Source organism: Pedobacter panaciterrae, from assembly GCF_013204795.1.
Taxonomy (GTDB): domain Bacteria; phylum Bacteroidota; class Bacteroidia; order Sphingobacteriales; family Sphingobacteriaceae; genus Pedobacter; species Pedobacter panaciterrae.
On record NZ_JABMKW010000020.1, the window covers coordinates 1,252,569 to 1,277,988 of the forward strand.

Sequence of the window (25,420 nt, forward strand, 5' to 3'; positions counted from 1 at the left end):
ATTCATAACTTTATAATTAAATATTGATTTCTTATGTCCTGTAGTTCTCAAGGCTCGGACATTTTAAATTAGTTCAGATACTTGCCTGGTTCTGTATAACAGAATCGGGCATTTATTTTAGGATCACATAATGCCCTCCCTCTTTTCGCCATTTAGCTTCCACAACGGTACTTAGCTTGTTTAATGTTTCATCCAGCGGAGCTGACATGTTCAGATTCCCATAAAATATTGCTTCAGATAACTGCTTATCTAATTTAATTTTTATGTTATACTGATTTTCAAGATCTCTGCTGACTTCCTGAATTTCTGCTCCTTTGTATTCATATAAACCTAATCGTTTATTCATAAAGGTAGCAGCGTCAGGATAGTCCACTTTTGAAATACGCGAGGAAATTTTATCAAACACGATGCGCTGATTAGCCAATATCGTGTCTCGTTTGCTGCTGTTTGAACCATTAAGTGAAACAGTTACTCTCCCGGTCACAAGGGTCACATTTATTATGTGTTGTTCTTTGTAGGCCGTTACATTAAATGCAGTGCCAAGTACCGTAGTATTGATTTGGCCACTTTTAATGATAAATGGATGTTTGACATCATGTGCTACTTCAAAAAAAGCCTCCCCTTCCAATGATACTTTACGTTCAGTTCCTTCAAATCTGTCGGAATAACTAAGCTTACTATTGGGACTTAGCCACACTTTGGTGCCATCTGACAAATCAAATTGTTTACGCTCGGTTGATGTTGTGATTGATTTGGATTCCTGCGGAGGATTAAATATCCGAGACACATCGGACCAGTAAAAGCAAATTCCTATTACAATTAACAACGTTGCAGCAATACCTGCAAGCCTCTGCATGCCAAAACTGTTGCGACTTGATATCAGTCGATGTGTGGTCTTTTTATCAGGAAATGGAGGGGTTAACCCTTTCTCTGGACTAATGGCAGTTTGATCCCATGTTGCCGACATTAGCGTCATTACCTGTTCATCATCTTTACTTTTCTCAAGCAACCTGAAAAACAATTTCAGCTCTTCTGCTGTACACTGATTGTTCAGGTACTGATGATACAAATATTCAAATTGAACTTTTTCTTCCACAGTTTAAAAATTTACCGGAGGCTGCTTACCCGGCCGGTTTATTATAATACAACTGAAAAAGATGATAGGACTAGTTGGAACGAAAATAATTTGAGGCAATCAGAAAACAAACGATACTTCCATGTTTGCTGACATAGCTGCGAATAAACTTCGTAGCAACAACCATATGATTTTTAACCGTGTTTTTTGAAATATTCAGCCTTTCGGCAATCTGTTCATGAGTCATCTCTTCATTACGGCTCATTTGATAGATCAATTTCTTTTGTGCCGGCAAAAGTGCAATGGCTTCATCATAGGTTTTGAGTAACTCTTTCTCCAGGAGGCTGTCGTCAGTTGAGTGGCGAATAGCATCCATATAATTTAACACCTCTTCCTGCAGCACCTTGTCGCGTGCTATTTTTTTGAGGTGGTTAAGCACATGGTTTAGTGTAATTTTTCTGATGTAGGCATCAAAATTGAGTTCAGGGTTGATCTGGTCTTTTTTCTGCCAGATCCTGATGAAAACTTCCTGCACAACTTCCTCTGCCGTCTCCGCAGACTTACAAAGGTTGCAGGCATAAAGGTATATTTTACTTCTGTACAGGTTATAGATTTGCGCAAAAGCCAACTGATCACCTTCTCTGAGCTTTTTCAGTAGTTCAATGTCCTCAGTGATATCCGGCAGATGTGTAGGCATAAAAATCTATTGCGCCCAATGTTAGATAAAAATTCTTAGAATTGGAAACAATCGGGTCAACTGTAAAACTTTCCGATCATATGGTCAATACAAATGACAAACCACTTTAAAACCCTTTTGCATATTTTTTGTCTCTTTTGACCAGTTGGGAGCTTTTCTGATAAGACACCTAAATTTTACCTTAAAAAACCATTAAAAGTCAGATCAATAGTTCTCAAAAAGAACAGAATCAAGGGTAGAGAATTTGTTACAAAGAATTAACCCAATAATAACCTAAAGTTGGTATTAATCAAAACCAGCATTCCTAATATTACCCAGACTTTAAATTACTGGAGTCACAAAATAATTCTAGTTCAAAACAAATGAAAAAAATCCTGCTTTTTACAATCCTTCAATTGCTGATCATCAAGGGCATCGCCCAAACGATTAATACCGTAAATTCCGGGGACCCATTTGGTATGACCTCAACTCAGCCATTCCTATTTTCCATAAACACCCTTACCCCTCAAAATACCAAATGGAATATCCATTATTCAGGAAGTTATGGGCAACGGACGACAGGACAGTTCGGATACGATGGTCTGGGGCAGCAGTTTGGCGTAAAAGGCTATTTGGGTAACCGTTTCACTTTATATGCCACTGCGGCAATCGGTTTCGCAAACCGTGGCGGGATAACCTCTGCCGAGCAAGCTGAAGTAATTAGGGATTTAATTGGCGGCACACAACTCAGTGGTTTTAGACTCGGCGCTGGGTTGGGGGTAAGTCGGGATTGGTCAAACGTAAAATCAGCCATCAGTAGGATAACCGCCTCATTTGATCAAATCAATTGGCGTTTGCTGGGTAATTTAAGGTTTGAAAAAGCATTCGACAGTAATAGAGATAAACTGGATTTTATTACCAGTCTGGGTTACCAGCATCGCATTTCTGGCGGACTATATGTGGGTTTTGAAGCCGTAGGTCAGGATCTGGAAGGATTCTGGGAAAAAGATGAAGCAGAAGGAGGTGCCAAAGTATTAGTCGGTCCTGCGATAAACCTTGAACCCGCCCATTCAAAACTATCGTTCTCGCTTTCCGGTGGACCGGTATTTTATGCAACCAGAAGCCAGGTAATCCCATCAGAAGCCATTCGCGATATTGGCACGGTAGCATCAGGAAACGGATATACCATCAGAGCTTTGATCAACTTCAACTTGCGCAATCATTAAAACCTTATTCAATAGTAGTATGAAAAAATTCATTATATTTTTTGCATTTGCATTTGTGATCAACCAGACTCAGGCACAATGGCCGGGAAAGATTGAAAAAACAAGTCAGATCTTATTGCCGAATGGCTGGAAATTAAGTCCTGCAGGCCGCTCGATCAATTTAGGAGATCTGCCACTGAACATGCAACTAAGTTCAACAGGTAAATTCCTTGCAGTCACTAATAACGGGCAAAGCATACAGTCGCTACAGCTAATTGATCCTAAAACTGAAATCATACTTGACGAACAGGTATTGGCCAAATCCTGGTATGGACTCGCTTTCAGTAAAGATGAGCAACATTTGTATGTATCCGGAGGAAACGATAACTGGATTCTGGACTTTCGGATCGAAAACAATAAACTGGGGAAAAGCGATACCATTAAGCTTGGCCCAGTTTGGCCGAAGGGAAAAATAAGCCCTGCAGGTATTGCCGTAAATAAAGCAAATACGCGGCTATATACCGTAACCAAAGAAGACAGCACCCTTTACATCATCAATCCTAATGAAAAAAAGGTGTTGAAAAAAGTGCAGTTACCGGCAATTGCATATAGCTGCCTCCTCTCTCCAGACGGCAGTAAGTTATACATCTCTTTATGGGGCGGGCGGGCTGTAGCGATCGTCAGCACTGCATCAGAAGAAATTGTTCAGCAGGTCCCGGTCGGAGATCATCCAAATGAATTGCTTTTAAATAAAAAAGGTAACTTTTTATTTGTTGCCAATGCGAATGACAATACCGTTTCGGTGATCAATACCCTAACCAATAAGGCAAGTGAAACCATTGCGACAACCCTTTATGCCACCCAGTTAACAGGCTCCACAACCAATGGACTAGCCTTAAGCACCAACGAGAAAACACTTTATATTGCCAATGCCGATAACAATTGCCTTGCAGTTTTTGATGTCAGTCGTCCAGGCAGCAGTCAGAGCCTGGGCTTTATACCCGTAGGATGGTACCCGACCAATGTAAAAACCCTGGGGTCAAAGATCCTGGTTACAAATGGCAAAGGTAATACCTCGCTAGCCAATCCCGAAGGTCCACAGCCCATATCAAAAGCGGACAACAGTGGCTATCAGATGGGCAGTACAGCTAATAATAAACTCCAGTACATCGCCGGTCTGTTTAAAGGAACCTTATCTTTTATTGATGTACCTAAAGCAGAGCAATTAAAATCTTATACAGCTCAAGTTTACGCAAATACGCCATTTAGCGACAAACGAACAATATTGGCCGATGGAGAGGCCGGAAATCCTATTCCGCGAAAACAGGGGCAGAAATCCCCCATAAAGCACGTGTTTTATATCATTAAGGAAAACCGAACCTATGATCAGGTTTTGGGCGATCTCCCTCAGGGTAACGGCGATTCTTCCTTAACACTTTTTGGCAAAAAGATTACGCCTAATCAGCATGCGCTTGCAGAAGACTATGTGCTACTGGACAATTTCTATGTAGATGCCGAAGTAAGTGCCGACGGGCACAACTGGAGTATGGCCGCTTATGCTACTGATGTTATTGAGAAATCCTGGCCAACCGGGTATGGAGGCCGGGGAGGTACGGGGAATTATGAGGGTGGCCGTCCGGTAACGTATCCTAAGGATGGATTTATATGGGATTACTGTCAGCGCGCGGGTATTACCTACCGTAGCTATGGAGAGTTTGGGGATTATGCCAAAGCGAATATCAAATCACTTCAAGGGCATATGTGCCCTGCATCTCCCGGTTTTGATATGGACATTACCGACCAGGTGAGAGCTGATGCCTGGCAGCATGACTTTGATTCTTTATTAAATGTCGGTGCAGTTCCGCAGTTCAGTACCCTAAGGATTTCAAACGACCACACCAGTGGACAGAAAAAAGGCAAGGTATCTCCTCAGGCCGCTGTTGCAGATAATGACCTTGGAGTTGGGCGCATCTTAGAACACCTATCTCACAGTCCGATCTGGAAAGAATCAGTTGTTTTCATTTTAGAGGACGATGCGCAAAATGGACCCGACCATGTAGACGCCCATCGCTCACCGGCTTACGTGGTAGGACCTTATGTAAAACGAAATACAGCAGTACATACCATGTATTCTACTTCGGGCTTTTTAAGAACCATGGAACTGATTTTAGGCCTGCCACCAATGAGCCAGTATGATGCCGCAGCGGTTCCATTATTCGAATGCTTTACAAGTACACCTGATTTTAAACCGTATACGGTAAAGCAGCCTTTAATAGATTTGGACACCCGCAATGTAGCCAACAACGAAAGCAGCCGACGTTCTGAGCAGTTTAATTTTGCAAAAGAAGATGCTGCTCCTGATCTTGATCTGAATGAGGTGGTCTGGAAATCTGTAAAGGGTGAGCATTCAGTGATGCCAGCTCCCAAAAGAAGTGCTTTTGTAATCCTCGAAAAAAAGAAAAAGGATGATGATGACTAAAAACTAGCGAGCTATTTACTTTTCAAGATAGCTAACGGGTTTAACTCGAATTACATCACGATCTTGAATTCTGTCCATTCACCAATAGTTTGCAAAGAAAATTTAAAATTGTGGTTATAAAGGATTTCCCTTGTCAACATCAATCCAATACCTTGTCCATTTTTGGTCGTGCTAAAAAAGGGAGAGAAAAGCTGACGGCTGACCTCATTTGGGATTCCAGGTCCGGTGTTCGAAATGGAAATCATTTGATCTGGTGAAGCAGTTTTGATGCGTATGGTTCCCGAATAGTCCACAGCTTCAATCGCATTTTTCAGAATATTTATGAAGACCTGTTCCAATTGCTGGTAATCAGCAAAGGTTTCAAGCACCAATGCATCCAGGTCCCACTGCCAGCTGACATTTTTTTTTCTGGCAGTAGGTTCCATAAGGAGCACAACTGAGCGAAGCAATGCGATCAGGTCAACAATATGCTTAACGGGTTCAGGAACACGCACAACCCTGGCAAAATTCGACATCAGATCACTCAGGCTATGGTTGCGGCCTATGGAAGTATTTAGGGCCGCATCATAATCTTCCTGATCAGCTTCATCCAGTTGATGTTTGTAATTTAGGCAGCTGTTAAGAATTGAATTGATGGCACCGATAGAATTGTTCACCTCATGAGACATCATCTTAATCACCTTCTCATAAGCATTTTTTTCCTTCAGGTAGATCTCGCGACTAAGTTCTTCAATCGTAATAAAAGTCCGTGAATACCCAAGATCTGTGAAGGTCGATTTGTGGCATTTGTAGGATTTTATTCCATTCAGATTAATTACTTTAGCATCATTCACTTTTACCAGTACCAGTTCTTCAGCAAGTCGTCCGCCAATTTGGCTCAATGATTTACCTAAAATCTCACCACGCTGCAGACCTAATATTTCTGTAGCGGCAGGATTCACTGCCCCAATAATTCCGTTAAACTCAAATATAATGATCCCCGAAGGAGAGGCTTCAATAAGTTTTCCTAAGAAGGAACTTTTCTCCGCCTGAAGCAGGCGCTCATGTCTTAATTGTCCGATCATCATGTTATACACATCGATCAATTCATCCATCTCGGGATGTCCAATCTGGTTCAATCTGGCACTAAAATCCTTGTCTTTCAGCGTTTCTATTCCCGAGGAGATCGTATCAAACGTCTGGCTGATCGAACGATACAACCAATAAGAAAAGATCAGCGAAACAAAAAGCATGCCCTCCCCGATCAGGAAAGCAGTTCTGCTTGCCGCATATAGTTCCGTAAGCAGGTAGATAAATACCGCATGAACAACAAGTGCCACCAATAAAACTTTAGTTTTGAGCTTCATAAGGGATGTTGTATTTCTCCAGTTTGCGGTATAGCGTGCCCCTGCTTAAACCCAGTGCTTTGGCCACTCTGCTAATATTATTTTGATGAAAAGCCATTGCATTCCTGATCATGGAAAGTTCCATTTCATCAATTGATAAAGTTCCCACAGCAGGTAACGTCAGCGAGGCATTTGGTAATCGTTGGGCTTCCAGGTGTTGCTCAAAATCTTTTATATACAAGTAATCCCCTTCGCTGAGCAATACAGTACGTTCAATCAGGTTTTTAAGTTCTCGGATATTACCCGGCAACGGAAGTGATTTTAACCAGTTATAGGTTTTTCTATCTATCTGAAGCTTCGGCCGCTGATAAATTTCTTTAAGGTTTTTCAAGAAATAATTGGCCAAAATCGGAATATCTTCTGTACGTTCCCGAAGCGGTGGCAAACGGATAATGATCAGGTTGATGCGGTAATACAAGTCCTCCCTAAATTTTGCAGCAGAGATCATTTCCCTTAGATCGCGGTTGGTGGCACAGACTACCCTAAGGTCAACGGACCGGGTCCTGCTGTCACCCAACACCTCATACTTGCGGTCCTGTAATACTCTCAGCAGCTTTACCTGGCTGTTTAAATCCAGGTCACCTATTTCATCTAAGAAAATGGTGCCTTTATCGGCCAGTTCAAACCGACCTACTCTGTCGGTGCGCGCATCCGTAAAGGCGCCACGTTTATGACCAAACATCTCACTTTCAAATAAGCTGGAAGAAATTCCTCCAAGATTTACTTTTACAAATGCTTTATTTCTGCGGGAACTGTTTTCATGAATGGCTTCCGCTACGAGTTCTTTCCCAGTGCCACTCTCTCCAATAATGAGTACTGAGGCATCAGTGCTACTGACCCTTGCAATGGTCTGTAATACCTCCAAAAGTTGTGGATCTTCACCAACAATATTCTCAAAACCATATTTTTCATTCAGCTTCTTACGCGTCATTGCCCCTGGCGTATCCAATTCAATTGATAAATCCAGTGCTGTTCTTAATGCCCGCATTAAATGTTCGTTGTCCCAGGGTTTATTGATAAAATCTGCTGCCCCGGCTTTCATGCCCTCCACTGCTAGTTTAATCGATCCCCATCCGGTCATTAAAATAACTGGCAGCAGTGGTCTTGATTTTTTGATCTGCTGCAGCATAGCCAGCCCATCTTCCCCTGTAGTTTCCATAGAAAAGTTCATATCCAACAATACCGCATCTACTGGCTTTTCTTTAAGGTGCTTGAGTGCCTCTTCGGGACCATTTGCCTTGATGGATTTAAACCCATTCTGTTTTAACAACAGGTTTAGGGAAGCACATACAGCAATATCATCATCAATAATCAAAATCATAGGAACAAATTAAATTAGTTTATTCTTCATGTAATGCATCCGAAGGATTCAGCCTGGCTGCTTTTAAACTTGGATAGAAAGCGCAACTCAACATCAGCAAATACAAAAACAATGCAGCCCCCAAAATACTTAAAGTTCCATAATAGGCGTCTAAATATTGCATAATTAACATCTGAATCGCAATTAGCAAGCCCGGTAAAATACCTAAGGTAGTCAGCACTATGGATTCCAGGAGAAATTGCTGCAATATATCAGCCGGGCTTGCCCCCATGGTCACCCGCAGGCCAACTTCTGCTTTGCGTTTTGACAGGTTATAACTAAATACGCCAGAGATTCCCAGGAAAACATTGATCAGCAAAAATGCAAATACCAGCAAGGTAATACTCAACTGAATGTAATCTGTTTTCTGTGCATATTTTTTGACCAGCGTTAAAGAAATATTCTGCCTGATCAGAATTTCCGAAATGCCAACCGAGTTGATGGTTTTCCTGATCTGATCCTCCAGCAACTGGAAATTATCCGTGTTTTTTGATTTAAACAAATAACTTGTTGCAGCAGTTTTCAATGGGATAAAAAATCCCGGGTTCAGATCAGCTCCGGTGTTCTCTCTGACCGCTTCCGATACCCCGACGATCAGGGCCGGCCTGTCGCCAATCAGGATCGTTTTTCCGATCGGGCTCCCCTGTTTGAAATCCCGTTCCGCTAAATCTTCAGTGAGGACCACCGGAATGGCATTTAACACATAGTCTTTTGCCGTAAACCATCGACCTTCGACTAGTTTAATGCCGAGTACCGTTGAATAATTCTCATCTACCTCAAATCCCAGAGCCTTGCTGGTTTGTTTGTTATAGGTGATCTTTTCTTCATTACCCCATTGTTGAAAAGGAATTACCTGAGTGGCACTTACCAACTCGATTTCTTTAACAGCCTGAAGCTTCTGCTGGATTAGCCTGCTGAACTCCAATTTCTTTTCCTCCGGCAGGTGTTGAAAATCGAGTACCACCAACCAGGAATCTTCGTACTGATAACCCAATGGTCTGAAATAGTTACCTAATTTTTTCAAATTCAAACCCAAACAAAGAAAAAGCGCGGTAAAGGTGACAAATAGTTGTAGTAACAGGAAGAAATTCGCTTTTTTCCTGTTCATTATCATTTTAAACAAATGCAAAATCATAAGCTGTTTCCTCCTTTCAATGCGTAAACAACATCCATTCGCGACATTTTCCAGGCGGGATAAATCCCCGAGACCAATCCAAGTAACAGACAGCTAAAAAGACAGAAACCAAACACCCGCCAGCTGATGATAAAACTATCGGTCGGCATTTTGAATAGCGGATCAAAGGTGTTGATAAACTGTACCAGCAACTGTGAGGCGTAAATGGATAAGCCTAGGCCGATCAATCCACCAATTAAGGTAATGATGATGTTTTCTGTTACCAGTTGCCCCACAAGGGTACCGGAAGTTGCACCGAACGACTTACGGATACCGATTTCCTCTGCCCGTTCTCCAATCCTGGTGACATTAATATTCACCAGACTGATTGCCGGGATCAGCATAAAAAGGATCAGCACAATACTAATTACAATCGCGGTTTTCCCATATTCAGGTTCATCATCGTTAAAGGAGCTGCTTTTCGCAAATTGTTCCAAAGCGGTGAATGCATGCACTTTTACCGAATCTGCACCCGAAACCAGATTCGCTTTTTTTAGAATCCCTCTTAGCTCGGCACGCACCTTTTTCAGGTCGTTCGTCTTTGCTAACAGCAGCGCATTATAAGTGCCTTCCAGCGCTTTTTCTGTTCGCTGGGTATTCACATCAGTGGTGTAAGGAACATAAACATCGGAATAAATTCTGCTGAAGGGCGTTGCGGGCTTTACTACACCAATCACTTGGTAAGCTATTCCTTGTATCGGAAAGGTCTTCCCCAGGGCAGCGCCGTCCTTAAAAAAGTATGCTTTTGTTTTTTCACTGATCACGGCAACCCGGGCACCTTTTCTGACCTCGATAATATTAAAAGGTTTTCCTTCCAAAAATTCAAAATCCGTGATCTTCCAGAAATTTTCATCGGTAAACTTAAGGATATGACCCGCAGTTTTTCCATTTAGGAACGAAATAAACTCTCTGGTCGTAAAGTAGGAAATGGTCTCAGTGCTTTGCAAAGCTCGTATATTTTTTTGAAGGAAGCTGATGCTAGGTGCCGCATCTGTCTTTTTATCCCCCTTATAAACAGATACTTTATCAAGGATCAGCGTTCTTTCCCGATGAATTTCCGGCGGATTCGCACTCACAATCTGATCCAGAAAGGATGCGAATACCGTGATGACCATAAGGGTCAGGCTAATGCCCACGAGGGTCAGCGCGGTATAATACTTCTTGCGAAGCATAACTTTAAAAGTGAGTTTTATATAATTTTTTAACATGATTTCTAGGTTATACAGATTAACTGACTTGCTGGCCGTCAAAAAAGTGAATGATCCGCTGTGTTTTTTTTGCCATCTGCTCATCGTGAGTGACCATAACGATTGTTGTACCATCAATTTTATTCAGATGAAGCATTAAGTTCATCACCTCTTCTCCCATAGCACTGTCGAGGTTCCCGGTTGGCTCATCTGCAAGCAGGATTTCGGGATCCCCAATAATAGCACGGGCAATGGCCACGCGCTGACGCTGTCCACCTGAAAGCTGATTGGGGTAGTGCTTGGTGCGGGCACTTAATCCTACTTTCTCCAAAGCGACTAAAGCTCTTTTGCGCCTTTCAGTACCTGAAATACCCTTGCGGTATAAAAGTGGTAGCTCCACATTGTCTATAACCGAAAGGTCATTGATCAGGTGATAACTCTGAAAAATAAAACCCAGCTTAAGATTTCGGAAGGTTGCCAGGCGTTTGCGGCTGAGAGAAGTGACAGGCTGATTGGCAATTGCAATGGATCCGGCAGTGGGCGTATCCAATAGTCCCATTATGTTGAGTAAAGTACTTTTGCCGCAGCCAGAAGGGCCCATAATGGCTACAAATTCCCCTTTGTTAATGTTAAGATTAATGTGGTTCAGGGCAGTGGTTTCGATAGTTTTGGTACGGTAAACTTTTTCTATGTTTGATAATTGTATCATTTCGATTTGAGTTAATAATTGTTATTATAGGATTTTACATTCCGTGACGAGAAATTGAAGCTCCGCTCCTGGTGGTCTAAAAGTTACCACTAATTTTCCATTTTCACCCTTCAAAATAAGTATCAATTGGTCTTGGGGTCATCTGGCATTTTATTGGCAAAGGAATTAAGTTTTTCATATGATTTTGTGGTTTTATGGTGTCATTTATTGATTAGAAGGCTTATATTTTTTTATTGGTGGTAAAATCATAAAGCGTCAGCTGCCGAAGGTTGAAGTAAGCACTCCAAAAGCTTCTTAAGGCAAAGATATAATCACGGCGTGCCTGATCCTTTTCCTGCAAAGCGATGTTCAGATCGGTAATGCTCAAGTCGTTCAGCAGGTATCTTTTCTGCGCGATTTCATAGCGCTGGGTTGCAGTGAGATCTGCTTCTGCGTTGGTTTGCATTTGTTCTTTGATCATCGCAAACTGTCTCAGAATGGTATAGATCTCTTGCTCAAAGTTTATTTGTGCCTGCCTAACGGTTGCGGCTATCAACTTGCGATTGGACTGTGCCGTTTTAATTCTCGAAGCCGAACGTCCCCAGTCCAGAATAGGGATCTGAAAACCCAATCTTATTTCCTGCTGGTCCTTAGCACGGCTATATATTCCCGGAAGCCGATCCGCTACATTGGTCAATCCAAATGTTCCAAAGAGGTTTACTTTCAGGCCGTTTTCTCCCCGTGCTTTGGCAACGTCCTTATCCGCTTCAAGCAAAGCCCGTTTAAACTCTATGGATTTCTGACGGTTATCTTTTGCCTGCTGGACAGCAATTGCAGGATCTACCTCAAAAGTCAGCAGATGTTCAGGAAGGATAAGCTTAATCTGGTTATCCGCAGAAAAACCAATAAAGGATTTTAACTGAAGGTCAGCCGTTTCTGCATCCACATTGGCCTGAGCCACAGCTTTCCTTGCGTTCAACACCCCCAGTTTTAATCGTAGCAGTTCGTCTTTGGACAACCGACCCAGGGCTGCTTTGCCTTCACCGATTTTGTAAATGGTCTCATTGTTCGAGAGATTTTTAACGGCGATATCCTTGTTGATCTGGGCAATCAGCAAACCAAAAAACAGTTCTGAGGCATCTCGGCCCACCACTTCCATGTCTTCTTTGTACTTTTTCTGTGATTCTTCATAACGCAAAGGTTCGATCTTCTGATCCCACAATAGAGAATTGAAGGCAAACAACGGCTGATTCAGGCCGATGATCAATGGATTCCCATTGTAACGGGTTTGTTTGCGGTCGAAATCTGAGAACCTCAATACATTGGAGCCAAGGAATACTTGTCCGCCGGTTAAACTGATATTTTGTGTGAGGCCAAGGTTGATTTGAGAATTATCGTTAATCACGGGCTTAAATTCTACTGTTCCATCTGGCTGGATCACCGGGATATTGGTTTTACTAAATTGTGGCAAAGTCCCATCCAGCGTAAGTTGTGGATTATAATTTGATTTAAATGTTCTATACTGCCAATACTGATTTTCACGAATGGTCTCGGCCTGTACAGCTGCTGTAGAATGCATTTTGGCGATACCGATAACATCGTTCAACTTTAATTTTACGGTATCACTATCCCCCTGACCTTTCCCGAGAATGGGCGTGAGAATCGCTGAAAATAATAGGATGGTTTTGAACATGATTTTGTGTGTCATTTGTTTTAGCTATTTGATCTTAACTTTACTGAGATGAATAAAGTCCTGCATCTCTGAGGTGATGACTTTTTCCCCTGCTTTAAGACCTGAAAGAATTTCCACATAATCGCTATTGCTTTCGCCAACTTTCACCTGGCGGGACACCGCATTGTCGCCCTCAATCACAAATACCTTTTGTTGTTCGGATCCATTAAACGCAGCGCCATTCTTAACTCTTATGGTATGCTCCTTGTAAGAGGTGACGACAAAAACATCAACCTTCAGGTTAGAGCGGAGCAGCTTTGAACTTTTATTGCTTAAGTTAATTGAAAATTTCACGGTTCCATCCTCCACAGCTGGCTGTACATTGCTAATATTCCCGAGCAAGTCCGTTTTAGCGATCCTGACTACAGCCGTTCTACCTGATTTAACCTCATCAGCATACGTATCAGAGATGCTGGCTTCAACCTTAAAACTGCTCAGGTCTGCAATACGCACCAACTCTTCGCCTTCATTGATTTCTGCACCGATCTTACTATTGACCCAGGTGATTACCCCGTTTCTTGGCGAAGAAATGGACGCATTTTTCAGTTTATCACTGATTCCTTTGATGTCCTTCTCCCGAATGTTGATTTCATACCCCAGGCTTTTCAGATCGGCCTGCATTGTTGCCTTCTGATTATCCATTTGGTTTTTGATCTGCTTCAGTTCGAGTTGTGCCACATTTAAGGTTAGGCGGGCCTGTTTGACATTTTCATCCGTACTCCCGCCAATCGCCAAGAGTGATTGTTCGTGATCCAGTGCCGTTTCCAGACTACTGATTTTCATTTGTTTAATGGAATACTGAGTCTTTAACTCATCGAGGGTTTTCTGCAGGCCCAGAGACAATTGGTTTATTTTGTTACGATTGACATGCTGCTCCTCATTCAGTTTTTCAAAGGAGAGCAACGCTGACTCCTTGTTCAGGCGCAAAATGGATTGGCCGGCAAGTACCTTTTCGCCAGCATTAAACATTACCTGCTCAATCCTTGCATCTACCGGTGAGCTGATGGTGAATTCATATTCGGGAGTAATAATCCCTGACGCAGGCACGGTCGCCTCCATCCTGCCTACCTCTGCAACTGAGGTACTGAGCGCACTTCCTTTTACTGCAGGCTCAACGATACTGCTAAATTGAATAAACCCAAAAGCGATTGCCAGGGCAACAACACTACCGATAATGTATATCCTGGTTCTTCGCCTGGCTTGTTCTTTGGATGAAATTTCACGGTCCATATGTATACTAATTTGAACCCTATGTTCCAATAGAAATGCCAGAAGTAACAAGCTAAAAATAAGCAAATTACAATTAAGCTATAAAATTCAACTGTCTCATTGTGGACAGTATGTCTTAAAATGAACAGGAAATGGGCGATTTATAGGAAATTCAAATGGACGCGTCGAGGTAGACATGTCAGACACTACGCTTGCTTTTTTTTTCATCCAATTGCTGAAGGAATTTCTGAAAGCGGCTGATTTGGCTATTCAAATTATGCAGAATTACTTCCTGTTGTTGATTTAATTCGGTTAAATCAACGATCTTACCTTTCAGTTGTTTGATCGTCTCCACATTCAAAGCGATATCCAGTTCTTCAGGATCCAGGTACTGAAAAAAATTTCTTTTAAGCACCCCGGAAATCTGCACCAGGAGATATACATCAATCTTTTCGCTTTTAAATACCTGACTAAGCTTAAGGCCAGGTACATCAAGTTTCTCGGTCAGTTGTAACTGAGTATACCCCTGTGTTTTCATTTCCTTCCAGATGAGATTAGCGATTTTCGAATACATTTGATTGTGTAGCGATTATTTTTATTGTCTATAGATGCAGCCCTACCCATAGTAAAACTAACATTGAATTTAGGAGAAATTCTGAAGTTGGATTTGAAGCCTATTTTCCGTTGACCTGGAAAAATCAAGACAGAATAAGATTTAGGCTAAGGCTATCGGAAAACAATGGCTTATAACTATATTTAACATCAAAGCATAAAATATGTGGTGGATATATGCATTACTTTCTGCATTTTTTGCAGCGCTGACAGCTGTCCTGGCAAAAATTGGAATAAAAGGTATCGATTCAAATCTGGCTACAGCAATCAGAACCGTTGTCATACTGTTATTGGCCTGGGCAATTGTTTTCTTTAAAGGTGGACAGACCGGCATTTCCGGCCTGACCAAACAAAACTGGGTATTTCTGATCCTCTCAGGTCTGGCAACAGGACTGTCCTGGATATTTTATTTTAAGGCCCTTCAAATGGGCAAGGTCTCTCAAGTAGCCCCTGTAGATAAGGCCAGTGTTGCGATCGCCTTAATCTTATCGGTTATCTTTCTTGGGGAGCCATTGACATACAAAACTATAATTGCGGTACTCATGATCATTGGCGGCACAATCATCCTCATTTTTCAATAGCAAAAATTGATCTTTTTCTGGAAATGCCGGATTGATCCAGAGTGCTCTTAGGAACTAAAACTTATAACTGTAACCCAGCCTAAAAACCTGGGTTTCCAGATAGTCGGTGCTGATGAGGCTAAACCCATTGCCCCTCACTTCTCTCCTTGGGTTAAGCGTATTGAACAGATCGGTACCATTTAAAAATAATTCACCCCTGCCATTTTGAACCTGCTTTTTCACACCCATATCAACTGAAAATCTCGACCCTATTTTTCCCTGAGGAATGATATCAGGCGCCAAGTAAACGGCGGAAAATTGCAATTCTGTTTTTTTAGGTAATTTAAACATCCCATTCAGCTTTGAATTCCATGAGGTAATGCTCTCCCTTGGCATGGTATATTGTGTGGGAACAGGGTATCTGTTGTTTATTGTAAATGCATCTATCGTGTTTCGGTATAGGGATACACCCGTATTGAACGAGAACCAGGTGGCCACTTCCTGCTGATAAGTAATCTCCCCACCAGTATTCCGGCTTTCACCTGCATTTTGAAAAATATTGTAGATTAAGGTATTACCAGGCACCACTGTGGCAATCCTGGTAATAGTTGCATCAATCATCTTATGATAAATTGCAGAGTATACACTCCCCTTATTCCATGTTAGTTTATGCCCCAGTTCTATACTTTTGGTAAACTGCGGACGCAAGGTGGGATTGCCTACCTTAATCACCTCTGGTTCATCGTACTTAGGGAAGATCCGGATATCTACTTCATTTGGACGGTCGACCCTTTCATTGTAAAATACCGAAATCTTATTTTTATCGCTCAGTTTATAAGATAATCTCAGATTGGGAAAGGGACGTGTATAGTCATATCCATCACTGCTATATGTATTATGATTTGGGTTCACGTCATACTCGACCTTTACATATTCAAATCTCAGGCCTGCTTCCAGCTCAAAACGATTGCTCTCAAATACATAATTACCATACACTGCAGGAATGGTTTCCTTATAATCGGCCCATCCACCCGCATTTACGTCTAAAGGAGAATTCAGACCAGGAAAGAACTGCATATCCGTGGGGATGGTCCTTCTTCTAAATTTGATTCCGGCTTCCAGCCGGCCATGTTTCAAAGGCCTGATATAATCCAGATTTAAATCTGCTACATGTTCGTCAGAAAGCAGCTTAAAGGAATCCTCACCTGTGAAGCTGGGCATGATATTCGTAAAGAAATACTTTTCATCTTCCCTGTGAAACGTATAGTTGAAACCAGCATTCAGTAAATGCCCTGGCTGAACAAATTTGTGCTGGTACAAAGCTGAGGCTGTCGCGGTATATTTTACCTCGTCTTCGAGGAACTGCCAAAGGCGGTTCCTTACTGAGAAATCACCATTAAAGTAGGGAACATCTCCCCTGTCCAGAATCTTCTCCCTGTTCAGATAAGCTGAAAGTGTGAAGGTATTTCTATCATCCGGGTTCCAGTCCATTCCGGTCTTAATCGTAGAAAATGTAGTGGTCCTGTTCCGCTTCACTTGCTGATTGATTACCGTTCCGTCATCGTAAACACGCTGAGCGAAATCATTTCGGTTCAATGTCTGGGTGTACAACCAGTCGCCCTGCAAAAAAGTATTCATTTTATTTTTACGATAATTGAGTGAGACTGATGGGTTCAGCTTTGGGGTTGCCTGGTATTGCGGACGTATGGTAGGCAGGTTTTCCTTCCTGATCCATAAGGCACCCAGCCCGGTGGTCAGACCTATTTTCCCATTAAACCCTTCCTGTCTGTTCTTTTTATAGATGATGTTAATGATTCCTGCATTCCCATTGGCATCATACCTGGCTGAAGGGTTATTGATAATTTCAATGCTTTCGATTGCAGATGCAGGGATATTGTCTAAACCCGTCTGACTGCCGAAACCTGTTACCGCATTTTGTTTCCCGTCAATCAATACGGCCACCTTATCATTTCCCCTGAGCTGCACTTTTCCATCCTGAATAGTAACCCCGGGAATATTTTGCATCGCCTGCAATACTGAACCTCCGGTTTGTGTTGCATTATTGGCCAGAGTAAAAGTCTTTTTATTCATTCTAGCGGAGACCCCATCGGATTGCCCGGCAACGATTTTTACCTCATTCAGGACCTTGGCATCTTCTTCCAGTTCAATTAAACCAAGATCCAGGAAATTGCTCAATGTGCCCGCTGTAAAGGGCTGTCTGATCGTCTTAAAACTCACCATCGATATTTCCAAGATGTAATTTCCGTTTTTTACGCCGGCCAGGCTGAACCGACCTTCATCGTTTGTAACCGTACCAACTACAAAGCTGCTGTCCTTAGCTGCTTTAAAAACCACATTCAAATACGGAATGGCAATTTTATTGCCATCTCTGATCATTCCAGATACGGTAACGCCTGAACTGGTCTGCGCACTGACAAAGAAAGGAAGTATTAAAAGCAAAAGGGAAATAAATCTATACACGATTATCTTTTTACCCAAAGCTGCATCTCAAATCTGAAGAAATGTTGAACCACATCTTTTTTGTTTTACTTTAGGAATTCTTCTTTTTCCTGAGACTCGAGAATAGCAATATTTTGCGGATCGAGACCATATTTTGGCATGATAATATCGTTTTCGATGCGTATCCAATATTACTTCTCAACTTTTGTTTTCAGGCTAACTGTTATAAAAAAGTTGTATTTCAACGGATTAAGCATTTATATATTCCCCATATTAATTTAATATGAAATATATGTGAATCTTAGTTTGTAGAATCAATTTGAGTTTGTACTTTTGCGCCGGAGAGCTGGCAGAGTGGTCGAATGCGGCAGTCTTGAAAACTGTTGACTGTCATAGGTCCGGGGGTTCGAATCCCTCGCTCTCCGCTAAAAAGGTGTCAAAACCAACAAAAAGCCTGCAAATCGTATGATTAGCAGGCTTTTTGCTTTTTAGGACATACCAAAATATGCATCAATTCACACCTCACTGGTGAGTGATTCGGTGAGTAATTTGGAAATTAAAAATGACTCACCAAATCGACCACATCAAGCTGATAATCAACATGTTCTGACAATGGACATCTTGTAAAAAAGTACCTGTAAAGCTAAATTTGTTAACCATTAATGTAATGCATTATGAAAATCAATTTCAGCTTACTCTTCTATATGAAGAAACAAAAGAATTATCAATCAGGCAAAGCCCCTATTTATCTTCGGATTACCGTTGATGGAAAACGTTGTGAAGTAACCACATGCCGATGCTGTGATCCTGCACAATGGAACCCAACTTCAGGCCGCTGCAATGGCAAAAAAGAGGAGACAAAATCCTTGAATGCTTACCTGGACGATCTCCAGAACAAAGTATTCGAGGCCCATCGGCAATTAACCGAAAAAGATGACGCCATCACCGCCGAGAAATTAAGAGATCAGTTTCAGGGCAAGGTAGCGAAGCAACGTACCTTAATTGACATTTTTAAAGACCACAACCAAAAGATGGAAGCACTTGTAGGAAGAGAGTTCTCTAAAGGAACAGCTGAGCGTTACAGGACATCTTTAAAACATACTGTTGAGTTCTTACAATGGAAATACAAGATTAACGACATCGACATCAGAAAAGTTAACTACGCTTTTATAACTGAGTACGATTTTTATTTGCGATCAGTCCGAAAATGCGCTAACAATTCAACTGTGAAATACTTGAAAAACTTCGGTAAGATTATTCGCATCTGCCTGTCTAACGGATGGCTTACTATTGATCCATTTGCAAGATATAAAAACAAGATTAAAAAGGTTGAGCGCGTTTACCTAACTGAACAGGAAATAGAAACCATAGCCAACAAGCAACTGGCTTCGGAGAGACTGGAACAGATAAGAGACATCTTTTTATTTTGTTGCTTTACCGGCCTCGCCTATATAGATGTTAAAAATCTAAAAAGTTGTAATGTTGTAACTGGCGTTGATGGCGACAAATGGATCTCCATAAAAAGGCAAAAAACCAATACCCCATCTCGCATACCCTTACTGCCAATAGCCTCCGCTCTTCTAAATTCATATCGGGATAACCCGATCTGCTTAAATACCGGAATGCTATTTCCAGTTTCAAGCAATCAGAAAATGAACAGTTACCTTAAAGAAATTGCAGACTTCTGCGGCATCAAGAAACCAATTACCTTCCACATTGCCAGGCATACATTTGCAACAACCGTCACCCTTTTAAATGGAATCCCCATAGAAAGTGTTTCAAAAATGTTGGGACATACTAATATTCAGACCACACAACATTATGCCAAGATACTTGACATTAAAGTTGGTGCTGATATGGCTCTTATAAAGGAGAAATACTTATCCTTATAAAAGTGCCTATATCTTTATTTGATTAGAAAGGGATGCGCATGCGACATCCCTTTCTTTGTTTCCATAGAAATAAATACATGTTATCCAATAAATTATAAATAAAAATCAGATAGGTAGTTTTATAATTCTATTAATTTGATACTGCATAATTCATCGTCACCATAGCACAGGTATTTCGAAGTCTACCGTTCTGGCGCCATTTTCTATTTCTCTTCCTTTCAAACTCATATAGGTTTTTCCAGTCTTTTCCAGTTTTCCTAAAATGAGCTTATACTGTTTCATTTTTAAATTGTTTAAATCTTTAAGTTTATCCGGGTCGAAATCTTTCGGTTCCTCTAAAACCCAACTATAGCCTGTCCACTTGCTTTTTAAAGCATTTTTCTCTGATGTTATATCTAAATTATCTCCAAATGGTAGCTTTAAACGACCAAACAATACAATATTGTTCTTCAAATCTATCTTCAATGAATCCAACAAAGACAGCTTACCCCTTGATTTAAAATGTATCACATCATCTTTGGTCTGTATTGAAATTTCTTCGGCTCCTGTAGAAACAACTTCGATATTATCCATGTAGCCCATAAGTTCGGCATATTCCTCTTTTGTTAGGCCCAAGTTTACATGGTAAGGCATTGGTTGTCCTTGTGGAACAGTTTTCATATAATCCACAAACCATACATAATTCTGTTTTACGGAAGATTGAAGTTTTTTGGATAATTCTACCTGTCTAGGATCTTGACGAACACCGTCCATGATATCTACCTCAATTGTTCCATTCGGCAGAAGAAGCTTCAAATCACTTTTTAAATTTCCTGTGAGCTTGTCGTGTAAGGTACTTGTTTGAGAATGTCCACAACTAGTTAAAAACATCAATAGCAGAATTAAGTAAGGTATGCGTTTCATATACAGATTTTTATAGGTATGCGCTTTAGTTAGTAAATCCCATGTACTTAATTAGCTAATTAAGAAAGATATCAACCACCAATAAATATATCAAAAATCTATTATGATAACTAGTTGTTTGATTTAGGCTCAATTTGATAAACATCACACCCTTGCAATGAAGTCAGCGCTCTAAGTAGTTCTTGCTATCCTCCAATGTAAGATACATCAGAATCATAATTAGTCACAATACACCATTCTTTTGTATCAGGAAATATAGCGGATGGATTATCTCTGATATCTTCTTGAATCCAAAGTTCCTCGAGTTCTGATAATTTTCCTCGATATAAAATCTCATCATTAAACCAGTCTGTAGTCTTTAAAAGACAATAATAATAACACACTTCTATATCGCCATATAGATTAACAATTACGTCTCTAATTCTCTGTAGCTGTGTATCCTCCATGTCTCCTTCTGCAGGAAAAGAAATATGTGATGGCCAGTATTGATCCTTCAATAGCAGTAACCTAATTCCTTCTTGCACTTCGACAGCACTGTATAAATCAAATTCTTCTTTATATAACTTAAAGAAGTGAGGCCAAGTGATTGGTTTATAATCGAACTCTTTGTCACTCGGTTGAAGATTATTATTAGATAGATATTTTTCAGACTTAATCCAAAATGGATGAAAGACTACCGCATAACTTTCAAATAATAAAGGACAAAACAAAGTTAGCAGATACCATAGTCTCTCATTTGAAGCGTACTCAACCCCTACACCTGGCTTAACATGATCCCCTAGTGATGCATGTGTAGCTATCCATTCAGGTAATACAGAACTAATCTTCCTCATTCTCTTTCGCTAAAAATTCTAAACTAACGTTTCTTTTCATCTTTTTTGCATCCATTTATCATGGCAAAACCACATTCTAGTCGAGATGGACAGTTTGAATCTACTGATGAGAATCTACCATTCGCTTTCCAGTTTCTTATCAATCGTCCATGGTATTTTTGCTTCAAACTCCACCTGAACAAGGTTCTCATTGTCATTAAAGTACGCTAGATCACTGGCAATCCTAAAACCAACACTAAATGACTCGTTTATATCGGTCATAGAAAACGTGCCATTCCTGCCATCAGATGTAACAAAGCAATCTTTGCCCTCAAAACTCCCTTTGAAGTGAACGAATCCACTGTAGATATGTACTCCATCTTTATGCTTACACATTCGCCATACTTCGCTTTCCTTTCTATAGTCCACGCCTAACTGATCGAAGGATATGACTACAGTCCGTACTCGGAATTGAGATCTAAAAGATAGTGTCCAGTTATCTCGTAACTGTTCAAATCAACGACTACTGCAACATATTGGTTTGACTTAGAACCTGAAAGCAGTACATGGTCAAATGTTGATGAACCAGTGCGATAAACATATTCAACCTGTTCATCATTAAGAATAGAGTCGGCAATGATACCTTGTTCATTGAGCTGTTTCACATATGGCCAGATATCTAAAACAGGTTCAGCTGATTCAGTTACATCGATCATCCTATTACCAAATGTACTTTTAAATTCTTCTTCAGTTAACTCAGTTGTCATCGTGTACCCAGATAGCTGTTTGCCTTCATTGTTCCATATCCATTTATTATTGTAAAAGCTATTGCTAATAGGGTAAGTCCAGATTACAAATACTTAGTCCCGATGCTGTTCTGACAAACATGGTTCAGCATAATCTATCGTATCTGTACTAACTAGCTCTTCAAGTTTTGACCTTATGAGCTGATAATCTAATTCTACAGGGACATCAATAACAAAGTACCCCTCATTAAACTTTTCAGTAACACATCCTAAAGCATGGAGGGCATCTCTAACATCGTTAGTTGCAACAGATTTATCTATAATGACAACCTGCACTGTAGAATTACCAGAGAAGGCTATTGTTTCCTTGTAAGTTAGCATTTCTTCATCAGGGTTATAAGTTGCTAGTATGGTATCACCAGATGCAACATTTGGAGCGTAGAACGGTACACTATCGAGCTTATAAATCCCTTTACCTTCATCAACGACTTCTGCCCACATTGTTTCTACTGCCTGTTCACCAAGTACATTGCTGTAGAAGTTGAATAAGACCTTTACATAGTTTTCTTTACTTACCATTTCGTCGGATTTAGGTATATTCATATCCATAAAGGTATCAATAATCTATTGTTAAGAGGGCGAGTACGGATTGTGGATATTAATGATCTTTTTACTAAATTTCATTCTCATCATAGATTCTCGTGTAATTTGCAAATTCAGTTCCTATTAGGTTTTCCTCTATTAAACGCGCTGCAATGTCGAAATCAATTACAAAACAGCATACTTCCATTGTGCCACTACCTATACTTCCCCCATCGCAATGACCGAGTCCATTCCAACCTAAAAAGTCATTCATTCTATCTTGCAGCCTGGTTCGTTTTTCTACGTCTTCCGGTGTACCCATTCCATCAACCAGGAACTCAATTAGTAATGTATAATGATCCTCAATCTCAACTTCTTCATAACCGTTTTCAAAGACTCCATCAACTTCTTTTTGTATTTTCTCCCTGAAGGACTCTAGAATGCTTGACTGGACTTCACGATATTCCCCAACTTCTCCTACTATGCCTCGATTTACAGCTCCAGTGTCACTATCAATATCCCAAGTCTCCCAGAATAGGATTTCATCTTCACCCCTTTTATATAACTTCATAGCAATTAATTTGATTTCAATATAGCAATTTACTAATGCTTTCCACATCCACTTTCAGCTAAAAAAGCTACTGCTTATGCAACTATGGAGATACTTTCTTTTAACACTCAAAGGCTTTGCGAAGTTGGTGGCGTAAGATAATCTGCTTAAAACTGTAACGGTTGAAATGTTTCCTCATAACTACTCTTACTTATATAAAGCGCATCAGTGTAACCCGCGCCATTGTTACCCTCCGGCTTTGTGTATAAATCCGGATCTTTTCAATAATTTTATTCGTTTTAGGATCAGACTCCAACATAGATAGTATTTTATTAAAATCTCTTTTTGCCTCTATTAGCTCACTTAAAAATCTACCTGCCAAACTTTCATTGAAATATACAAGTTTGGGCTGAAATGGAGTGTGTACTATCTTCGAAATACATAGTTAAAGGTCGAATAGGTATTCTTCCGATTATTTGGTTTACGTTAAAACAAATCAATGAATCAAAATAGATAGGTTTAATGGAGAAGATTCTATATTTAACAACCATAAACAATTTTAAACGATCACTGTGAAAACACTAATTACCCTTATATTATTATTTCTAACATCTTTTCAAACGTTCGCTCAATTCGACTATGAAATATACGAAGCTTTGACATCGAAGGAACGCCTAGGCCTAAATAGAAAGACTAAACAGATAATAGAATTCCAATCCGAAAAAGGTGGAAAGAAAACTAAAATTTCTACACACCAATTTTTAAAAAATAGTTTTCCTGAAGAGATTATACAGTTTGACAAGCAAGGAATGATTTCAGCAAAGAAGAATTTTGTATATACCTCAGCGGGGAGTTTAAAAAGTATAGAGACCTTTAAAATTGTCACACCCATGAAGCATCAACCGAGTTCATGGTAAACCAAACTGAAAATATTGTAAACTATATTGAATACGGGTATAGTTCTTATGATGGTGACAAAATACTTCTAAGGAAGACTTTTTTAGATTACAATCCAAACGGAACTTTGAAAGAAATAGTTAAGTTTGAAGAACAAGGAAATACAAGTGAAGTAAATTTTTATGACCAATCCGGTTCCCTGATAAAAACACTTTATAACATGCCTGGTTTACGGGAAACAAAAATTGAATATTTGTACAGTAAAGACAGTACAAGAATGTTGGAAAAACACTATGAAGATGAAAAAAAGGTTTATTCGACAATAACACATCGGTATAAAGATAAAAAGGAGGTAGAAAGAGTTGACACATCGACCTCAGAAAAGCCTTTTTACTGGAAATATGATAAAAATGGAAAAGTAATAGAGACAAACGAGAACTTTTTCAACATACTCTATTTCAAATACGATTCCGAAGGACGTTTGACTAATAAAATAGTAGAGGTACATTTTTCTGATTCAGATGAAAAAGATCTTCCAAAAAATAGATTTCTTTTATGAGTATGATGCCTTCTGAAATTAAAAGCAGAAGTGGTGTGAATTAGGGCCAGCTTTGAGAATTAGCTAACAAGATCAATATACGCAGACGTTTCGTGGCGGCAACATATGAAATAATCCCCAGGTAATTTATATCTTGTTGAATATACTACCAATCGAGCATCTCTTTACTATCATTTAACAGTTTAAGAAAATGAATTTGGCCGAGAAAGCGCAATTTTCAAAAGATTTGTCTGGATAGAAAAATATAAAAAATAATACTGAGCTTTACTGCTCAAAAATGAATTTCAAAATCTCCATAGTATATATTGTCATAGTTATAACTTTGATTCAACTAAGTTGTTCAGATGCTTCTAAGGAAATGATACCTGGCAGATATAGCATGAATGGAAATAGTATAGATTCTATTTTTATTTATAATAACGGCACATATAAACAGAAGTATATTGCATCGGATGCAAACATTTTTTATAATAGTGGTAGTTGGAGATTTAACGTCACAAGAATTGTCTTTGACGATTTTATTTTTTTTAATGACCAAGGGCCGAAAAATAGACGAGGTGGGTATTGGGATTCTGAAGTGCGGTTAGCAAACAAAAAAGAAGTGAGACTAATTTATTCTTCTGAGGATGACATCTATTATTACAAAGACGAAAAATAAAGATTGGCTTATTTACTGC

General features: G+C 40.1%; 24 protein-coding genes and 1 tRNA gene. 8 read left to right on the plus strand and 17 right to left on the minus strand.

Going from position 1 to position 25,420, the window contains the following annotated elements; translation table 11 throughout:
* Positions 1–112: 112 nt before the first annotated feature.
* Complete coding sequence (locus HQN86_RS24320) at positions 113–1,096, minus strand: FecR family protein (RefSeq protein WP_172663443.1); 984 nt, start codon at positions 1,094–1,096, stop codon at positions 113–115.
* Between the two features lie 70 nt (positions 1,097–1,166).
* On the minus strand, positions 1,167–1,772 hold the full coding sequence (locus HQN86_RS24325) for an RNA polymerase sigma factor (protein ID WP_172663444.1): 606 nt from the start codon (positions 1,770–1,772) through the stop codon (positions 1,167–1,169).
* 362 nt (positions 1,773–2,134) lie between these two features.
* Between HQN86_RS24325 and HQN86_RS24330 the strand changes: the two genes are divergently transcribed.
* Both HQN86_RS24330 and HQN86_RS24335 read left to right on the plus strand, forming a co-directional pair.
* Entirely contained in the window at positions 2,135–2,977 is an 843-nt protein-coding gene (locus tag HQN86_RS24330; protein WP_172663445.1) for a hypothetical protein, read from the plus strand.
* A gap of 19 nt (positions 2,978–2,996) precedes the next feature.
* On the plus strand, positions 2,997–5,435 hold the full coding sequence (locus HQN86_RS24335) for a bifunctional YncE family protein/alkaline phosphatase family protein (RefSeq protein ID WP_172663446.1): 2,439 nt from the start codon (positions 2,997–2,999) through the stop codon (positions 5,433–5,435).
* A gap of 50 nt (positions 5,436–5,485) precedes the next feature.
* On the opposite strand, the gene HQN86_RS24340 is transcribed toward HQN86_RS24335, so the two are convergent.
* The 8 genes from HQN86_RS24340 to HQN86_RS24375 all read right to left on the minus strand — a co-directional run bounded on the left by HQN86_RS24340 (position 5,486) and on the right by HQN86_RS24375 (position 14,744).
* Positions 5,486–6,781 (minus strand): sensor histidine kinase, encoded by a 1,296-nt coding sequence (locus tag HQN86_RS24340; RefSeq protein ID WP_172663447.1) that lies wholly within the window; start codon positions 6,779–6,781, stop codon positions 5,486–5,488.
* The gene (locus HQN86_RS24345) at positions 6,765–8,141 is read right to left on the minus strand and encodes a sigma-54-dependent transcriptional regulator (protein ID WP_172663448.1); all 1,377 of its coding nucleotides are present in this window, start codon (positions 8,139–8,141) and stop codon (positions 6,765–6,767) included. Before HQN86_RS24345 ends, HQN86_RS24340 begins: the two co-directional genes overlap by 17 nt.
* Before the next feature lie 19 nt (positions 8,142–8,160).
* A complete protein-coding gene (locus tag HQN86_RS24350) occupies positions 8,161–9,288 on the minus strand; it encodes an ABC transporter permease (RefSeq protein WP_172663449.1) in 1,128 nt (375 codons plus the stop codon).
* Between the two features lie 23 nt (positions 9,289–9,311).
* Positions 9,312–10,562: an ABC transporter permease gene (locus HQN86_RS24355; RefSeq protein WP_172663450.1), complete on the minus strand. Its 1,251-nt coding sequence runs from the start codon at positions 10,560–10,562 to the stop codon at positions 9,312–9,314.
* A gap of 19 nt (positions 10,563–10,581) precedes the next feature.
* Positions 10,582–11,250 carry an ABC transporter ATP-binding protein gene (locus HQN86_RS24360; RefSeq protein WP_172663451.1) on the minus strand — a complete coding sequence of 223 codons (669 nt, stop codon included), beginning with the start codon at positions 11,248–11,250 and terminating at the stop codon, positions 10,582–10,584.
* A gap of 220 nt (positions 11,251–11,470) precedes the next feature.
* The gene (locus HQN86_RS24365; protein WP_216854502.1) at positions 11,471–12,937 is read right to left on the minus strand and encodes a TolC family protein; all 1,467 of its coding nucleotides are present in this window, start codon (positions 12,935–12,937) and stop codon (positions 11,471–11,473) included.
* Between the two features lie 9 nt (positions 12,938–12,946).
* A complete protein-coding gene (locus HQN86_RS24370; RefSeq protein WP_172663452.1) occupies positions 12,947–14,191 on the minus strand; it encodes an efflux RND transporter periplasmic adaptor subunit in 1,245 nt (414 codons plus the stop codon).
* A 178-nt stretch (positions 14,192–14,369) separates the two neighbouring features.
* A complete protein-coding gene (locus HQN86_RS24375; RefSeq protein WP_172663453.1) occupies positions 14,370–14,744 on the minus strand; it encodes a hypothetical protein in 375 nt (124 codons plus the stop codon).
* A gap of 202 nt (positions 14,745–14,946) precedes the next feature.
* On the opposite strand from HQN86_RS24375, the gene HQN86_RS24380 reads away from it, so the two are divergent.
* Positions 14,947–15,363: an EamA family transporter gene (locus HQN86_RS24380; RefSeq protein WP_172663454.1), complete on the plus strand. Its 417-nt coding sequence runs from the start codon at positions 14,947–14,949 to the stop codon at positions 15,361–15,363.
* A 54-nt stretch (positions 15,364–15,417) separates the two neighbouring features.
* Here the strand turns inward: HQN86_RS24380 and HQN86_RS24385 are convergent, their stop codons facing one another.
* Complete coding sequence (locus tag HQN86_RS24385; RefSeq protein WP_317171741.1) at positions 15,418–17,823, minus strand: TonB-dependent receptor domain-containing protein; 2,406 nt, start codon at positions 17,821–17,823, stop codon at positions 15,418–15,420.
* Positions 17,824–18,142: 319 nt separating this feature from the next.
* Between HQN86_RS24385 and HQN86_RS24390 the strand changes: the two genes are divergently transcribed.
* Both HQN86_RS24390 and HQN86_RS24395 read left to right on the plus strand, forming a co-directional pair.
* Positions 18,143–18,227 (plus strand) — tRNA-Ser (locus HQN86_RS24390).
* Between the two features lie 279 nt (positions 18,228–18,506).
* Entirely contained in the window at positions 18,507–19,694 is a 1,188-nt protein-coding gene (locus HQN86_RS24395) for a site-specific integrase (RefSeq protein ID WP_246269731.1), read from the plus strand.
* Positions 19,695–19,850: 156 nt separating this feature from the next.
* Here the strand turns inward: HQN86_RS24395 and HQN86_RS24400 are convergent, their stop codons facing one another.
* The 6 genes from HQN86_RS24400 to HQN86_RS24425 form a co-directional block, all read right to left on the minus strand.
* The gene (locus tag HQN86_RS24400) at positions 19,851–20,597 is read right to left on the minus strand and encodes a hypothetical protein (RefSeq protein ID WP_172663456.1); all 747 of its coding nucleotides are present in this window, start codon (positions 20,595–20,597) and stop codon (positions 19,851–19,853) included.
* Positions 20,598–20,782: 185 nt separating this feature from the next.
* Positions 20,783–21,430, minus strand: a complete 648-nt coding sequence (locus tag HQN86_RS24405; RefSeq protein WP_172663457.1) for a hypothetical protein — start codon at positions 21,428–21,430, stop codon at positions 20,783–20,785.
* Between the two features lie 114 nt (positions 21,431–21,544).
* Positions 21,545–21,838 (minus strand): hypothetical protein, encoded by a 294-nt coding sequence (locus HQN86_RS24410; RefSeq protein ID WP_216854503.1) that lies wholly within the window; start codon positions 21,836–21,838, stop codon positions 21,545–21,547.
* Between the two features lie 23 nt (positions 21,839–21,861).
* On the minus strand, positions 21,862–22,176 hold the full coding sequence (locus HQN86_RS24415; protein WP_172663458.1) for a hypothetical protein: 315 nt from the start codon (positions 22,174–22,176) through the stop codon (positions 21,862–21,864).
* A 93-nt stretch (positions 22,177–22,269) separates the two neighbouring features.
* Complete coding sequence (locus tag HQN86_RS24420) at positions 22,270–22,758, minus strand: DUF4265 domain-containing protein (RefSeq protein ID WP_216854504.1); 489 nt, start codon at positions 22,756–22,758, stop codon at positions 22,270–22,272.
* 70 nt (positions 22,759–22,828) lie between these two features.
* Positions 22,829–23,308 carry a hypothetical protein gene (locus HQN86_RS24425; RefSeq protein WP_172663459.1) on the minus strand — a complete coding sequence of 160 codons (480 nt, stop codon included), beginning with the start codon at positions 23,306–23,308 and terminating at the stop codon, positions 22,829–22,831.
* A gap of 551 nt (positions 23,309–23,859) precedes the next feature.
* Between HQN86_RS24425 and HQN86_RS24430 the strand changes: the two genes are divergently transcribed.
* The 3 genes from HQN86_RS24430 (at position 23,860) to HQN86_RS24440 (ending at position 25,401) form a co-directional block, all read left to right on the plus strand.
* Complete coding sequence (locus HQN86_RS24430) at positions 23,860–24,204, plus strand: hypothetical protein (RefSeq protein WP_172663460.1); 345 nt, start codon at positions 23,860–23,862, stop codon at positions 24,202–24,204.
* Positions 24,198–24,743 (plus strand): hypothetical protein, encoded by a 546-nt coding sequence (locus HQN86_RS24435; RefSeq protein ID WP_172663461.1) that lies wholly within the window; start codon positions 24,198–24,200, stop codon positions 24,741–24,743. Before HQN86_RS24430 ends, HQN86_RS24435 begins: the two co-directional genes overlap by 7 nt.
* A gap of 277 nt (positions 24,744–25,020) precedes the next feature.
* A complete protein-coding gene (locus HQN86_RS24440) occupies positions 25,021–25,401 on the plus strand; it encodes a hypothetical protein (protein ID WP_172663462.1) in 381 nt (126 codons plus the stop codon).
* The last annotated feature ends 19 nt before the right edge of the window (positions 25,402–25,420 follow it).

What these genes read in the sequence shown, in the direction of transcription:
- HQN86_RS24400 (WP_172663456.1), bottom strand. Translation starts at nt 20,597, where the DNA reads ATGAAACGCATACCTTACTTAATTCTGCTATTGATGTTTTTAACTAGT.
- HQN86_RS24405 (WP_172663457.1), bottom strand. Translation starts at nt 21,430, where the DNA reads ATGAGGAAGATTAGTTCTGTATTACCTGAATGGATAGCTACACATGCA.
- HQN86_RS24395 (WP_246269731.1), top strand. Translation starts at nt 18,507, where the DNA reads ATGAAGAAACAAAAGAATTATCAATCAGGCAAAGCCCCTATTTATCTT.
- HQN86_RS24365 (WP_216854502.1), bottom strand. Translation starts at nt 12,937, where the DNA reads ATGACACACAAAATCATGTTCAAAACCATCCTATTATTTTCAGCGATT.
- HQN86_RS24420 (WP_216854504.1), bottom strand. Translation starts at nt 22,758, where the DNA reads ATGAATATACCTAAATCCGACGAAATGGTAAGTAAAGAAAACTATGTA.
- HQN86_RS24325 (WP_172663444.1), bottom strand. Translation starts at nt 1,772, where the DNA reads ATGCCTACACATCTGCCGGATATCACTGAGGACATTGAACTACTGAAA.
- HQN86_RS24425 (WP_172663459.1), bottom strand. Translation starts at nt 23,308, where the DNA reads ATGAAGTTATATAAAAGGGGTGAAGATGAAATCCTATTCTGGGAGACT.
- HQN86_RS24335 (WP_172663446.1), top strand. Translation starts at nt 2,997, where the DNA reads ATGAAAAAATTCATTATATTTTTTGCATTTGCATTTGTGATCAACCAG.
- HQN86_RS24440 (WP_172663462.1), top strand. Translation starts at nt 25,021, where the DNA reads ATGAATTTCAAAATCTCCATAGTATATATTGTCATAGTTATAACTTTG.
- HQN86_RS24330 (WP_172663445.1), top strand. Translation starts at nt 2,135, where the DNA reads ATGAAAAAAATCCTGCTTTTTACAATCCTTCAATTGCTGATCATCAAG.
- HQN86_RS24380 (WP_172663454.1), top strand. Translation starts at nt 14,947, where the DNA reads ATGTGGTGGATATATGCATTACTTTCTGCATTTTTTGCAGCGCTGACA.
- HQN86_RS24345 (WP_172663448.1), bottom strand. Translation starts at nt 8,141, where the DNA reads ATGATTTTGATTATTGATGATGATATTGCTGTATGTGCTTCCCTAAAC.
- HQN86_RS24350 (WP_172663449.1), bottom strand. Translation starts at nt 9,288, where the DNA reads ATGAACAGGAAAAAAGCGAATTTCTTCCTGTTACTACAACTATTTGTC.
- HQN86_RS24435 (WP_172663461.1), top strand. Translation starts at nt 24,198, where the DNA reads ATGGTAAACCAAACTGAAAATATTGTAAACTATATTGAATACGGGTAT.
- HQN86_RS24340 (WP_172663447.1), bottom strand. Translation starts at nt 6,781, where the DNA reads ATGAAGCTCAAAACTAAAGTTTTATTGGTGGCACTTGTTGTTCATGCG.
- HQN86_RS24355 (WP_172663450.1), bottom strand. Translation starts at nt 10,562, where the DNA reads ATGTTAAAAAATTATATAAAACTCACTTTTAAAGTTATGCTTCGCAAG.
- HQN86_RS24370 (WP_172663452.1), bottom strand. Translation starts at nt 14,191, where the DNA reads ATGGACCGTGAAATTTCATCCAAAGAACAAGCCAGGCGAAGAACCAGG.
- HQN86_RS24415 (WP_172663458.1), bottom strand. Translation starts at nt 22,176, where the DNA reads ATGACAACTGAGTTAACTGAAGAAGAATTTAAAAGTACATTTGGTAAT.
- HQN86_RS24360 (WP_172663451.1), bottom strand. Translation starts at nt 11,250, where the DNA reads ATGATACAATTATCAAACATAGAAAAAGTTTACCGTACCAAAACTATC.
- HQN86_RS24375 (WP_172663453.1), bottom strand. Translation starts at nt 14,744, where the DNA reads ATGTATTCGAAAATCGCTAATCTCATCTGGAAGGAAATGAAAACACAG.